This window comes from Campylobacter concisus (genome assembly GCF_003048675.2).
GTDB classification, from domain to species: Bacteria; Campylobacterota; Campylobacteria; order Campylobacterales; family Campylobacteraceae; genus Campylobacter_A; species Campylobacter_A concisus_F.
This window is the reverse complement of the sequence record NZ_CP060707.1, coordinates 1691969-1705186: the sequence shown is the minus strand read 5'-3', so window position 1 is coordinate 1705186 and position 13218 is coordinate 1691969. Positions and strand designations below refer to the sequence as shown.

The 13218-nt window shown below is 40.2% G+C and carries 11 protein-coding genes; 9 read left to right on the top strand and 2 right to left on the bottom strand.

Annotated features, from left to right (window positions below; translation table 11 throughout):
* The first annotated feature begins 171 nt into the window (after positions 1-171).
* The 9 genes from CVT00_RS08520 to CVT00_RS08480 are packed head-to-tail and all read left to right on the top strand — an operon-like array spanning position 172 to position 9553.
* A complete protein-coding gene (locus CVT00_RS08520) occupies positions 172-2115 on the top strand; it encodes an FTR1 family iron permease (RefSeq protein ID WP_107914803.1) in 1944 nt (647 codons plus the stop codon).
* Positions 2116-2135: 20 nt separating this feature from the next.
* Entirely contained in the window at positions 2136-2657 is a 522-nt protein-coding gene (locus CVT00_RS08515) for an iron transporter (RefSeq protein WP_004317727.1), read from the top strand.
* Between the two features lie 51 nt (positions 2658-2708).
* Positions 2709-4088: a Fe-S-containing protein gene (locus CVT00_RS08510; protein ID WP_103558947.1), complete on the top strand. Its 1380-nt coding sequence runs from the start codon at positions 2709-2711 to the stop codon at positions 4086-4088.
* On the top strand, positions 4085-5377 hold the full coding sequence (locus CVT00_RS08505; protein WP_103558946.1) for an ABC transporter permease: 1293 nt from the start codon (positions 4085-4087) through the stop codon (positions 5375-5377). Before CVT00_RS08510 ends, CVT00_RS08505 begins: the two co-directional genes overlap by 4 nt.
* Entirely contained in the window at positions 5364-6506 is a 1143-nt protein-coding gene (locus CVT00_RS08500) for an ABC transporter permease (protein ID WP_103558945.1), read from the top strand. The genes CVT00_RS08505 and CVT00_RS08500 overlap by 14 nt, the downstream gene beginning before the upstream one ends.
* A gap of 1 nt (position 6507) precedes the next feature.
* On the top strand, positions 6508-7197 hold the full coding sequence (locus CVT00_RS08495) for an ABC transporter ATP-binding protein (RefSeq protein WP_009294897.1): 690 nt from the start codon (positions 6508-6510) through the stop codon (positions 7195-7197).
* On the top strand, positions 7187-7681 hold the full coding sequence (locus CVT00_RS08490; protein ID WP_009294896.1) for a TlpA family protein disulfide reductase: 495 nt from the start codon (positions 7187-7189) through the stop codon (positions 7679-7681). The genes CVT00_RS08495 and CVT00_RS08490 overlap by 11 nt, the downstream gene beginning before the upstream one ends.
* Before the next feature lie 8 nt (positions 7682-7689).
* Positions 7690-8271, top strand: a complete 582-nt coding sequence (locus tag CVT00_RS08485) for a hypothetical protein (protein ID WP_021084571.1) — start codon at positions 7690-7692, stop codon at positions 8269-8271.
* A gap of 31 nt (positions 8272-8302) precedes the next feature.
* Positions 8303-9553, top strand: a complete 1251-nt coding sequence (locus CVT00_RS08480; protein ID WP_107914801.1) for a DUF2920 family protein — start codon at positions 8303-8305, stop codon at positions 9551-9553.
* Positions 9554-9607: 54 nt separating this feature from the next.
* Here the strand turns inward: CVT00_RS08480 and CVT00_RS08475 are convergent, their stop codons facing one another.
* Entirely contained in the window at positions 9608-11974 is a 2367-nt protein-coding gene (locus CVT00_RS08475) for a tetratricopeptide repeat protein (RefSeq protein ID WP_107914799.1), read from the bottom strand.
* The gene (gene serS / locus CVT00_RS08470) at positions 11974-13218 is read right to left on the bottom strand and encodes a serine--tRNA ligase (protein WP_021088289.1); all 1245 of its coding nucleotides are present in this window, start codon (positions 13216-13218) and stop codon (positions 11974-11976) included. Before serS ends, CVT00_RS08475 begins: the two co-directional genes overlap by 1 nt.

Here is a 13218-nt window from a genome sequence, read left to right as displayed (position 1 = left end):
TTTGATATAATCTTCTAAAGCCCTAAATTTACGTAAATTTAATTATTTATTTGTAAAAAATATTATTTATACTTTAAATTTACATTCTTTTATGATAATCGTTTTTATTTTAATCAAAGTAAAGCATTGGTAATATTTCACTTTAAAATAATCTCACAGGTGGTTTAATTAATGAATAAATTTTTTAAATTTATGCTTATCATGCTCCTGCCTATCTGGCTTGTAGCAAAAAATGACGACTACACACAAGTCGCAGCTCAGATAAAAGAGTCATTACAAAAAGTAATAACAGAGTATAGAGCTGGCAACGTCGAGCAAGCAGTTAGCGATACTCAAAATGCTTATTTTGGTCTGTTTGAAGATGTCGAAGCTGGCATCAGAATAAATTTAGGTCAGAAAAAAGCTTACTCTATGGAGAAGCAGTTTGGCGAGATCAGAAAGGCGATAAAAGCTGGCGAAGCACCAGATGACGTGCAAAAAAGAATAGATCAGATAAATAGCGAAATCGCTGAAGTTTTGCCAGTTATTTTAAATGGTCATAAGCTTGTTGGTGAGTACTCAGACAGCCCAGCACAAGCTGCTACAAGCGGCTATGACACTTCTAAATTTATCCCTGAGTGGAAGGTGGCATTTGAAAATTTATCGGCTACTTTAGATAAAGCCATAGCAAGCTACGAGGGCGATAAACAAGATGATGCTAAAAATTCTATCCAAGATGCTAAATTTAATGATTATAGAAATACTCAACTTGAAATCGCCGTTCGCCAATATATAGAAAATGGCAAAAGCATAGATGCTGACATCCAAAGAAAGATGGGTGAAGCGATCAGTGGCATCACAAATGGCATAAGCAAAGATGACTTTAAAGTAAAGCTAGAAGAGATCAAAAAGCTAGCTTATGATGCCGTTGCAAAACTTCCAGCTGAAACAGTAAAACTAGCAAAAGTTGATATGAGTAGTGCAGCATCTAGCGATAGCAGCGAAGATAGTGGCACAGACTACACTCAAACTGTTAAAAACATAAATGAAAAAATTCAAGCAGCCATCGCGCTTTACAAAGGTGGCAATAGCGCTAAAGCTATGGGCGATATCCAAGACATCTACTTTGATGAGTTTGAAGGTAGCGGCATGGAGAACAAAGTAGGTGCGATAGATGTAAATTTAAAAACAGCTATCGAAGCTACATTTGGCAACCTTGTAGCCCTTATGAAATCAGGCGCAGACGAAAAAACACTTGAAGAGAGCGCAAGCAAGATGTCATCTCAGCTAGCAGCTGCACTTGAGAAAACTAGCGGTTCAAGCTCACCTTGGACGCTATTTATCTGGGCTCTAACTATCATCTTAAGAGAGGGTTTTGAGGCTCTTATCATCGTTGCAGCCGTCGTTGCATATCTTGTAAAAACTGGCAATGCAAAATCTATGGGCAAGGTCGTATATAGCTCAGTTGGCGTGGCTGTCATCTTAAGCTTTGTCATGGCTTGGATAATGAACGTCATCTTTGGCGAGGCAGCAGGTCAAAAAAGAGAGCTTATGGAAGGCATCACGATGCTTGTTGCAGTGGGACTTCTATTTTATGTTGGCTTCTGGCTTCTTTCAAATGCTGGCGCTAAAAAATGGAACGACTACATCAAATCTCACTTATCTGAGTCTATCTCAAGTGGCTCAAGCACGATGCTTTGGTGGACTGTATTTTTAGCGGTATTTAGAGAGGGCGCTGAGACAGTGTTATTTTATCAAGCGCTTATCTTTGACGCAAAAGACTCAGCTGGCTACTCAATGATCGCAGCTGGCTTTGTTGTAGGTCTTATCGTTCTTTTAATAGTCTATTTCTTATTTAAAATTTTCGCTATTAAAATTCCTATTAAGCCATTTTTTATATTTACATCAGCTATCATCTTTTACATGTCGATCGTCTTTGTTGGCAAGGGCGTTGGCGAGCTAGTTGAGGGCAAAATTTTCATCCCAACTATCATAAAAGGACTAAATTTTCCTGACTGGATGAGAGACTGGCTAGGACTTATGCCATATTACGAGAGCTTGGTGCCTCAGATCATTATGGTGCTTGCCCTAATTATAGGCATCGTTATCATGAAATCAAAACAAAATAAAAACTAATCTTATATAAAGGAGAGGATATGAATAAAATTCTTAGTTCAGCTCTAGCACTTAGTCTAGCGGCTGGTTTTGCACTTGCTGGAGAGCACCCAATCGGCGAGCCTGTAGAGGCTAATGGCATGGAGATAGCTGCAGTTTATCTTGAGCCAATCGACATGGAGCCAAAAGGCGTTGATCTAGCTCCAAGCTTGGCTGATCTTCACTTAGAGGCTGACATCCACGCTATAAAAGGCAACAAAAACGGCTTTGGCGAAGGCGAGTGGATCCCATATCTAAAAATCAACTATGAGCTAAAAAACCTTGATAATGGTAAAACTAAAAAAGGTACATTTATGCCAATGGTTGCAAGCGATGGCCCACACTACGGCGCTAACGTAAAAATGGATACAGGTGTTGGTAACTATGAGCTTAAATTCCACATCGACAATCCAGAAAAACAAGGCTTTGGTCGCCACGCTGACAAAGAGACTGGTGTTGGTAAATGGTTTGAACCTTTCACAACAACTTATAAATTTCAATGGACAGGTGGTCCTGTTAAATAATCACTTTGGGGCGTTTTCGCCCCTTTTTAAAAATTCTCATAGGGTTTAGTTATGTCAATTTACTTCTATCAGGTCTTTTTAGCCCTCCTTGGATTTACGCTTTTTGCTGCCTTAAATAACAATGGCAAAAGTTTAAAAACGATCTTTTTACCATCATTTCTTGGCGTTGTTGCTGGTGTGCTTATCTTTAAAGCTGCTCGTCATGCGCTTGTTGATGACCAGTTTAAAATTTTTATAGATTCAGTGACACTGATTTTTCTACTCATTAGCATTTTATGGATATTTTTCGAGCTTAAGATAGCAAAAATCGTAACATTTTTTATTTTAGGCATCGGCTTTGGCTTTGGCTATAGCTCAAGTAGCGCATTGTTCCCACTTTTTGGCGGCGAGCTGCTTGACACGCTTTCAGTCATTAGCTTCTTTTTGATGATCTTTGCGATGATCTTGATACTATTTTTATTTTTCTTCATTTCAAATTTAAAAGCAAGCATCCCATCATCAGTAGCTAAAATTTTAGCTCTTATCACATTAGTATTTTTGCTAGTTGATAGAAGCTCACAAACTGCACTTGAGCTTTTACGTGCAGGTGCTTTAAAGATAAGTAGCGAGCTAAATTCTCAAATTTTATCTATCAGCGCAAAAGGCATCTACGTCACAGAATTTAGTGCCTATTTTTACATAGCAGTGATCCTTCTTTTATGCATCATCGCGCTTTGCTTTGTGCCAAAGAGTATCGATAAGAGCACGTTTGGCTCTATCAAATACCGCTTTACAAAAGCCATTAGAGAAAATGTCTTTGACAATGCAAAATTTGCATTTTGCAGCGTTTTAATAGCGCTTGGATTTTCACTTTATTTTGATCTTTATGCATCTCGCCCACCTCAAATTTCAGAGCCAGTCTTGGTTGAGCCGGTGGGAGATAAATTTATATTTGATGTTGATATGTTAAAAGATAATGAACTTCACAGATTTGCCTACATCACAGATGAGGGCAAGCAGATAAGATTTTTCTTGCTAAACCGCTTTAGCGACCGCGTCTCGCCTGTCATCGTCTTTGACTCGTGCATGATTTGTGGCGATATGGGCTATATAAAAAGAGGCAATGACCTTATTTGTATCTCTTGTAATGTTAGAATTTTCTTGCCGTCAGTTGGCAAAGAGGGTGGTTGTAACCCGATCCCTATGGCATTTACCTTTGATGGTAAAAATATCATAGTTGATTACAAAACGATCGTCGCAGGGGCAAACTACTTTAGCAAGGTTGTCGAAAAGATGGTGCTTGACCCAGTTAGTCGCAAAAAGGTGAGCAATCTTGATTCAAGATCATATTTATACTACGGACGCACATATTTCTTTGAGAGCAACGAAACTCAGGCGAAATTTGAAGCAAATCCAGAAAAATATGTAGAAACAAATGGAACGTTAAAATGAAAAATATGCAACTAAGAATGATAAAAAGCTCGATCACGGGCTCAAAGGTGCAAAAGACGATGGCGTTTATCACCATCTTGCTAGCTGCTCTTTTGATAGCTTGCATGCTAAATATCACGCTTAAAATCGGCGATCAAGTGGCAAGCGAGCTTAGAGGCTATGGCTCAAATATCGTCGTTTTACCACGCGGTGAGAGCCTAAGCATCGAGATCGAGGGTAAAAATTTCACCCCACTAAAATCACAAAATTTACTCCCAGAGGCTGATCTTTATAAGATAAAAGAGATCTTTTGGAGAAATAATATCGTTGCCTTTGCGCCGTTTCTAGAGACAAAGGTCAAAGATGAAAAAGGTAATGAATTTAGCTTTGAGGGAACATATTTTGACAAAAATATCGGCTTAAAAGACGAGCCAGAATTTAGCACAGGCGTTAAGAGCTTGTATGGATTTTGGGGTGTTGAGGGCGCTTGGCCAAAAGATGAGAGCATGGATGAAATTTTAGTAGGAGATGAGCTTGCTAAAGCTAAAAATTTAAAAGTTGGCGACAAGCTTAGCCTTGTGGGTAAAAACGGCACAAGAGAGGTTAGTGTGGTTGGCATATTAAAAGGAGCAAGCGATGAGGCACATAAGCTAGTAGGCTCGCTAAAACTTGCTGGTGATCTCTCAGGGCATCCTGGCTCATATACAAAAGCTGAAGTCTCAGCCATGACGATCCCAGAAAACGACCTATCGCTAAAGGCTAGACGAAATTTAGACAACCTTGATAGCGCAGAGTACGACAAATGGTACTGCTCGGCTTATGCGGGATCAATCGCATTTCAGATAGAAGAAAATTTACCAAACGTTAGCGCAAAGGCAAGCCTTCAAGTAAGTGATGCGGAGAGTAATATCGTAAAGAAAATTCAAAGCCTAATGGGTATCGTTAGTATCATCGCCCTTGTGGTTTCAGCCATCGGTATAACCTCGCTAATGACAAGTGAAATTTATCGCCGTAAAAAAGAGATCGGCCTTTTAAAAGCCATAGGCGCAAGCAACTTTGAAATTTACGCCCTTTTTGCTAGCGAGAGCCTTGTGGTGGCATTTTTTGCTGGTATCACGGGAGCATTTTTAGGATACGCGCTAAGCTACGTGATGTCTTACATCATATTCTCTCACGGCATAGGCATAGCTTGGATCGTGCTGCCAATAAGCGTGGCATTTGCCTTGCTCATCTCAGTCGTTGGCTCGCTAATGCCAATGAGAAACGTCATAAATTTACTACCTGCGGAGGTGCTATATGACCGCAAATAGCAAATTCTTTTACAATATAATCTACAAAAGCCTAAAAAATGGCTCATCAAGGGTTATGGTTATCGTCATCTCGATCTTGCTTGGAGCGTGCGTGTGTGCGGCATTTGTCAATGTCTATCTTGACATCGACTCAAAGGTCTCACGCGAGCTAAAAACTTATGGTGCAAATATGATCTTTGCTCCAAAAGATATGGCGACAAGTGATGATATGAGCGAAAAAACCTATAATGAAATGATCGCTAAAGTGCCAAAAGACAAGATTCTTGGCGAGAGCGGTTATCTCTTTGCTCAGGCAAATATCGGTCCGACAAACGCTATCGTCATGGGGACAAAATTTAGCAATCTAAAAAAAGTTAAACCATTTTTAGATGTTAGAGATGGAACTATGATAAATGTCGATTTTGACGATAAAAACGTGCTAATAGGCGTCGATCTTGCTCGTCAAGCTGGCTTTAAAGCAGGCGATGATATAGAAATTCGCGCTATTGGCTCAAATGAGAGCATAAATGTAAAGATAAAAGGCGTAGTAGCAAGTGGCGACAAAGAAGACGCTCTTTTGATCACGTCGCTATCTTTGGCTCAGCAAATTTCAAACAAAGCTGGCAAGATAAACTATGCAGAAGCTGTTGTGCTTGGAAATTTTGACGAGATAACATCGCTTGCAAAGACTATTAGCAACGACGAAATAGTCGCAAAACCAGTGGCAAAGGTCTCAAAGTCTGAGGGCTACATCTTAGAGAAGATCAAGCTTCTAATGGCACTTGTGAGCCTTGTCATCTTACTCATTACTTCAATGTGCGTAAATACAACGCTTAGTGCTATCTTGCTCTCTCGATCACGTGAGATCGCACTTCTTAGAGCTATAGGTGCAAGCAAAAAAGACGTGCTAAGGCTATTTGGCTGTGAGACATTTGTGACAGCACTTATTTCAGCGTTAGTTGGAGCGTTTTTAGGTTATCTACTAGCTCAAATTTTAGGTTATGCGATATTTGATTCTAGTATTGATTTTAGAATTCTAAGCATCCCAGTAGCTGTGGTCATATCACTTCTTTTTGCAGCGATCGCAGCGTTTTACCCGATTAAGCGGGCACTTAATAACAAAATGGCAGATACACTAAGAGGAGAATGATATGCAAAATGCACTAGAACTTAAAAATATTTGTAAAATTTTTGGCGATGTAAAAGCACTTGATGATATAAGTTTTGAGGTTAAAAAGGGCGAGTGGGTCAGCGTCATGGGGCCAAGTGGTAGTGGTAAGAGTACGCTTGTAAATATCCTTTCTCTAATGGATACTCCAAGTAGCGGCGTATATATGCTTGGTGGCGATGATGCGAGCAACCTAAATGCCGATGATACGCTTAAATTTAGACGTGAAAAGATCGGGCTTGTCTTTCAGCAGTTTCACCTAGTGCCATATCTTAGCGCGCTTGAAAACGTAATGATAGCGCAGTATTATCACAGCTCAGTTGATGAAGAGGATGCTAAAAAAGCCCTTGAGGCAGTTGGCCTCTCTCACAGGCTAACGCACAGACCAAGTCAGCTAAGTGGTGGTGAGCAACAACGCCTTTGTATCGCGCGCTCGCTCATAAACGACCCTGAAATTTTAATAGCAGATGAGCCAACTGGTAACCTTGACGAGGCAAATGAGAGGATCATACTTGATCTTTTTTGCAAGCTAAGAAAAGAGGGCAAGACGATACTTCTAGTCACTCACAACCCAGATCTAGGCGAATATGGCGATAAGATCGTATATCTAAGACACGGCAAACTAGAGAATATCCGCACTATCGAAAATCCAAAGGTGCCAAATGCGATATAAAATTTTACTTTTATGTCTAGTCTCAGCCCTAGTTTTGGGCTGCGTCAAGCAGTATGAGAAGCACCACATCACGCTAAATGACTCAAGTGGCATCGATACGCAGTTTTTCCCTACCGAAAAGCGCCTAAAGATCGGCGATAAGCCATATATGCTCTTTTTCTTTGGCACAGACTGTGGTGTGTGCAAGGCTGCGATCCCTGATCTAAACGCACTTGAAAAAGAGTATGGCAAAGAGGTTCAGTTCATTGGCATTTTAGGGCCTAGCAAGGGCTTTGATAAGGATATCGAAATCTTAAAAGAGCACAACATCACCTTTAAAACTACAAGCGACAAGGTCTCGGTGGATTACTTCAGCAAGGCAGTTGGTGGCGTTATGGGCGTGCCTGTTATCTATTTTTTTGATAAAGATGGTAAGATGCGATCAAAATTTATCGGTCTTACACCAAAAAGTGTGCTTGAAGGTGCTATAAGATCGCTCTTATAGGAGTGAAGATGAGAAATTTCTTTTTATTTGTTCTAGCGGTGTTTTTTGTCGGATGTGCTAGCAGCACGCCAAATATCTCGGTAAAAACGAGCGATCCGATCTTTTTTACGCTTGGAGAAGCAAACAAAAGCGTCTATGTAAATTTTAAAAATAGCGCGACCGGACAAGATGTAAATGCTGAAATTTTAAGCGAATTTGCAAAGGCTGGCTTTAGAAATGAGCCAAATATCAAAAATGCCGACTTCATCATCCTTGGCGACGTGCAAAGCTTTTCTAGGACAACCAAAAGAGACCCTAGATTTTCAATGGGCATGGGATATGGCTTTGGCAGACCAAGTTTTGGCTTTGGTTACTCGATGTTTTTCCCATTTGGTTATGATGATTATGATGACGACTTTAGCACAAACAGCTATGCTTACTACATGCAAGTAAGCGTGTTAGTGCGCCCAAAAGATGGCGGTGAGAAAGCGACAAATATCTCGCTCATGCAAGCTGGCAATGTCTATTCGCCAAGCTATATCTGGCCATTTTTCAAAGAGCGCCTAGCAAAACAGATCGTTAGCTTTTTCTATAACGTCTCACAAAGGTAGAGAAATTTAGCAAAATTTAAAAGGAGTTAAGATGCTAGTTGATGGAAGCTACGAAATTTTATCTTGTGATGATGTAGAGCTTGGCATCAAAAGAAGCTCTGCTTTATCTTTTTATGCCTGTTATGACGATGTTAAAGAGGCAAAAGCTCTTTTAGTCATCATCCCTGGTCTTGGAGCAGACTCTGACTCTGGATATAGAACCCATCTCATGCGAAGCATGGTAGAGTCTTATGATGTGGCATGCATTAGTGTGGATTATCACTGTATAGGCAACCGCCCACAGCTTGGGGCTCAATGTTTGTTAGATGATTTGGACCGTGCGATATTAGTAGATGAGTTAGCCAAAATTGGTATAACATTACCAATAGACATAAAGACGGTCGATAGTTATAAAAAAACATGTTTTTTATTTGAAAGTCTTAGTGAGGAGATCACTCTTAGAAAAAAGGCAAATATTTTGCCTGCAAGTTATAAGCTAAATTTGAGTTGCACAATGTATCCAACAAAAGATGAATACCAAAATTTTGGCATTATGCAAGCTACTGATATATTAAATGCTATTCTTTATACTAAGCATAATTTATGCGCTGGAAAATTTAGTCAAATTCCTGTTATTTTGGTAGGAAGCTCACATGGTGGCTATCTTGCAAATTTATCAGCTAAAATTGCTCCGTGGTTAGTAGATGCTGTAATAGATAATAGCTCCTATGCTATATTTTTATGGCGGCTTATTGGCTTTGGAAAAGAGATTGATTTTACTAAATTTTTTTGTTGTGCGACTGATGACTTTTATCAAGATATTTGCCTCTATCTTTTTGATAAAACCTATTGGACACTAGATAAGACTTCACTATATTATTTTAATGAATCTAGAGAAGAGATAAGAAATATCTTAAATCCGAAACATTTAAAGGTACAGAGTAAATTTAAAAAGACGTTTTATATTGGATATCATTGTGTGAATGATGATATAGCCCCCGCAAAGGATAAAACCGAGCTTTATGAGGCTCTTAAAAAGCTAAAATTTGACGCGACGCTTCATATGGTAAAAGATGAGAGCGAGGTTGATGGTAAATTTATAAAGTCTCTAACTCACGGCATGGGGATGTCTTATAAACTGCTTTTGCAAAGAGAGCTTCCTGGCGTTATGAAGAAAATTTTGTCTAAAAAAGATAAAAAAGATGAGATTAACGAAAAATGCATAGAGTATAAGTGTGGTGATTTGCTTTATAAATTTAGTGAAGTCTCAGATCAGATAAGGCTTGAAGTTACTAATATTTAAATTTAGAGCCATTTTATCTAAAGCTAGGCTTTTAAAGACCTAGCTTTAAATTTTCTAGTTATCTATCATAAAATCATAAAATTCGTTGTTATATCCTACGTTTCCAACTTTGCTGTATTGTATAAGTGCGGCTTTGATGTTATCGATTTGCTGATACATAAAGCCAAGGGCAGCTCTGTTTTCGACAGCGCTTGGATCATTTAGTTTTGTAAGCTCCAAAAGTGCGATCGCATTTGTTATTTTGTTTGCTCCAGTGGCTGCCACAGAGGCCAAAAAGAGCGTCCCAGCGTCATTTATCTTAAACTCGTCTATGACCTCATTATAAAGTTTATAACTCTCATCAAAGTCGTTTGTAAAGATATCCACGTAGGCTAGAGTTTGGATCAAATTTATATTTTTTGGCGCGCTCTTTAGCTCGGCTCTTAGCTTATCGCGCTCCCTTGTTAGCAGGCCTGAGATCTGAAGCAGCTTGATGTATTGCTTTTTAATGATATCAGCGCCGTGGTAGAAGGCGTTTGAGTCGAGATTTTTATCAAAGAAGTAAATTTGTATCGCTTTTGCGTACTCTTTGACGTTTTGATCTTTGTTTTTAGAGATGAAATTTAAGATATTTGCGATGATATCATTTGGCAAAATTTTAATCAGCTCATCAGCTTTTTTTGACATTAACTCATCGTTGTTTGAAATTTTAGCGATGATGATATCAAAGGCTAAATTTAGCGTTGTAGGCTCTTTTGGCTCTTCAAGCCACCTTATCATCGCGCTTTGGTTGCCACTTATCAGGCTTAGAAGCGAGGCATATAAATTTACAGGCTTTAGGCTCTTGTCGTTTTCTAAATTTTCTCCGATCTCTTCAACTAACTTTGGATTTAAATTTCTATTTATATCCATGCAGATAGCGCCAAAGATGCCAGAGAGATGGTTATTTACATCTTGATGATAGCTTGCTATAAAGTGCTTTGCTGCAAGGCTAAAATTTCCAAGCTGAGCGTAGCTAAGAGCTAGGTTATACTGCAAGATCGAGTGGTTTGGATAGGCTTTGGCAAGCTCTTCAAAGTCCTTGTTTGCCTCTTTTAAGCGGTAGTTAAGTGCCTTTGCGATGGCTTCACTAAGTTTGGCATTGACCTTTGAGGCGGCGGCACTTTGTGTGAGGTAGTCATTTGCCGCTGAGGTGTCATCTAAAAAGACGCTAACTCCACCTTTTCTTATCTGCTCGATGCTCTGTTTTGCGTCAAAGACCTTGTAAGGTGCGAAGTAAAATAGCGTCTCATAGCGCCTTGTCCTATCAAAAAACATATCGTCGCTAAAGTGCGCCTGAGCTAGGCTAACGTCAAAAAGATCTGGCTTTAGGATGGTTTTTATCTTGTAAATTTTACTTGGCATCGAGGCGTTGTAGTCGTAGACATCTTTGATAAATGCCGCCGCATCGCCATAATCAGCCGTTTTTAGATCGATCAGCGCCTCAGTCATCTTGATAAGATCGATATTTGGCGTATTTTTAGAAGCCTTTGTTAGATAGTCCCTTGCCTTGTCGTATTTGCCAAGTCTTGCGTAGAGCTGTGCTAGCGTAAAATCAGCCTTAAACGCCTTTTGCCCTTCAAGCTTAGCTATGGCTCTCTCGTCATCGCCAAGAAGCGATAAAATTTTAGCGCTCAAGTAAGCATACTCGCCCTTATAGTCCTCTGTGCTAGGGTGTGAGAGAGCTTGTAGCGCCTCGTAGTAATTACCCTTGTAATAATTAACCAGCGCATAGTAGTAGCTGTAAAGTGGCGAGCTGTTTTCATACTGCAAAAAGGAGTCCGCAAGCCCTATGTAGTAGTTGAAATTTTTGGTGTTATTTAGCTCGAGCGAGCAAACAGCGGCGTTTATGGCGCTAACTGCGGTGTTTTCGCGGTCAGTTATCGCTTTGTTAAACGAGATGATCGCCTCGTCGCATTTTTCTTGTTTCATCTGCGAAACGCCGAGGTTGTAGTTTGAAAGCGACTGGTTATAAACAGCTATGTTTTCATAAATTTTTAACGCTTCAAATTTGTTGCCACGCTCATAAAGCTGGTTGGCCTTGTTTATCATCTCATCGATCTTTGAAGCGCCAAAATTTTGCGTTTGGTAGTTGTTTTCTATATTTTTTACGATAGCTGTAGTGTCTATCTCCTCTTTTTTATCTTTTTTTAGCAAGACGATTAACAAAACAACTATCAAGATGACAAGCACCAAAGCAGCCGCACCGATGATGATAAAGAGCTTTTTCTTGCTCTTTTTTACTGGTATTGGCTCTGGGATGCTCTCATCTTGAAGCACGCCATCATTTGCGATGCTCTCAAGCGAGACGATCTCTTCAGGAACCTCTGTCTTTGCCTCTTCAGGCGCTTGCTCTGCTTGCTCGCCAGGTGGTTTTAGAACTACAACCTCGTCATCAGCCACTACATATACCTTTTAAGAACTTCTGGAATTTCGATAGTGCCATCAGCTTTTTGGTAGTTCTCCATTATCGCTATTAGCGTCCTGCCAACTGCCAGACTTGAGCCATTTAGGGTATTTACAAGCATATTTTTCTTGCCATCTTTAAAGCGAATTTTCGCTCTTCTTGCTTGAAAATCACGAGTATTAGAGATAGAGCTTATCTCGCGGTATTTGCCCTGACCTGGTAGCCAAACCTCAAGATCTACTGTCTTTGCCGCGCTAAAGCCTAGATCGCCGCTGCAAAGAAGCATGTGGCGGTGAGGAAGACCAAGGCTAGTTAGCAAGTCGCTCGCGCAAGATATCATCTCAGCAAGCACGCCCTCGCTTTGATCAGGCTTTGTGATGCTTACAAGCTCGACCTTTTCAAACTGGTGCTGGCGGATCATACCTCTAGTGTCACGTCCTGCTGAGCCTGCCTCTTGGCGGAAGCATGCTGAGTAGCAAGTCATTTTTATAGGTAACTGCTCGGCCTCAATGATCGTGTCATTGTATAAATTTGTCACAGGCACTTCGCTAGTTGGGATGAGGTAGAGGTCCTCGTCACGCACCTTGTAAAGATCCTCTTCAAATTTAGGTAGCTGACCGGTGCCAAAAAGTGTGTTTGAGCTTACTAAATAAGGGACATTTACAAGCTCAAAGCCGCGCGCGCTGTTAAAGTCGATCATGTAATTAACAAGCGCTCTACTAAGCCTTGCTCCCATGCCGCGAAGCACGGTAAATCGAGATCCTGAGAGCTTTGCGCCTCTTTCAAAGTCAAGCCAGCCAAGGCTCTCGCCTAGCTCCCAGTGCTCCTTTGGCTTAAAGTCAAATTTAGTTGGCTCAAGCACCGTTTTTATGCAGACATTATCGTCCTCGTCCTTGCCAAATGGCACGTCATCGTCGGTGATATTTGGCACGCTAAATGAAATTTGCTCAAGCTTTTCTTCATATTGTTTAACGATCTCATCAGCGTCAGCAAGGGCAGCTTTGTTTAAATTTAGCTCACTTTTAAGCTCACTTACGTCCTCGCCGGCTCTTGCTTTTACGCCAAGCTCCTTGCTCTTTGCGTTTTGGATCGCTTGGAAATTTTCAAGTGCTTTGCGCTTTTGCTTTAGCTCGTTAAAAGTGTGTAAAAGCTCGTCTAGCAAGCTAGCTTTAACGTTTTTGCCCTCTAGTTTTTTTACGAATTCATCGTAGTTTGTCTCAAGTAGTTTTAAATTTATCAT

What these genes read in the sequence shown, in the direction of transcription:
- CVT00_RS08520 (WP_107914803.1), top strand. Translation starts at nt 172, where the DNA reads ATGAATAAATTTTTTAAATTTATGCTTATCATGCTCCTGCCTATCTGG.
- CVT00_RS08515 (WP_004317727.1), top strand. Translation starts at nt 2,136, where the DNA reads ATGAATAAAATTCTTAGTTCAGCTCTAGCACTTAGTCTAGCGGCTGGT.
- CVT00_RS08510 (WP_103558947.1), top strand. Translation starts at nt 2,709, where the DNA reads ATGTCAATTTACTTCTATCAGGTCTTTTTAGCCCTCCTTGGATTTACG.
- CVT00_RS08505 (WP_103558946.1), top strand. Translation starts at nt 4,085, where the DNA reads ATGAAAAATATGCAACTAAGAATGATAAAAAGCTCGATCACGGGCTCA.
- CVT00_RS08500 (WP_103558945.1), top strand. Translation starts at nt 5,364, where the DNA reads ATGACCGCAAATAGCAAATTCTTTTACAATATAATCTACAAAAGCCTA.
- CVT00_RS08495 (WP_009294897.1), top strand. Translation starts at nt 6,508, where the DNA reads ATGCAAAATGCACTAGAACTTAAAAATATTTGTAAAATTTTTGGCGAT.
- CVT00_RS08490 (WP_009294896.1), top strand. Translation starts at nt 7,187, where the DNA reads ATGCGATATAAAATTTTACTTTTATGTCTAGTCTCAGCCCTAGTTTTG.
- CVT00_RS08485 (WP_021084571.1), top strand. Translation starts at nt 7,690, where the DNA reads ATGAGAAATTTCTTTTTATTTGTTCTAGCGGTGTTTTTTGTCGGATGT.
- CVT00_RS08480 (WP_107914801.1), top strand. Translation starts at nt 8,303, where the DNA reads ATGCTAGTTGATGGAAGCTACGAAATTTTATCTTGTGATGATGTAGAG.
- serS (WP_021088289.1), bottom strand. Translation starts at nt 13,218, where the DNA reads ATGATAAATTTAAAACTACTTGAGACAAACTACGATGAATTCGTAAAA.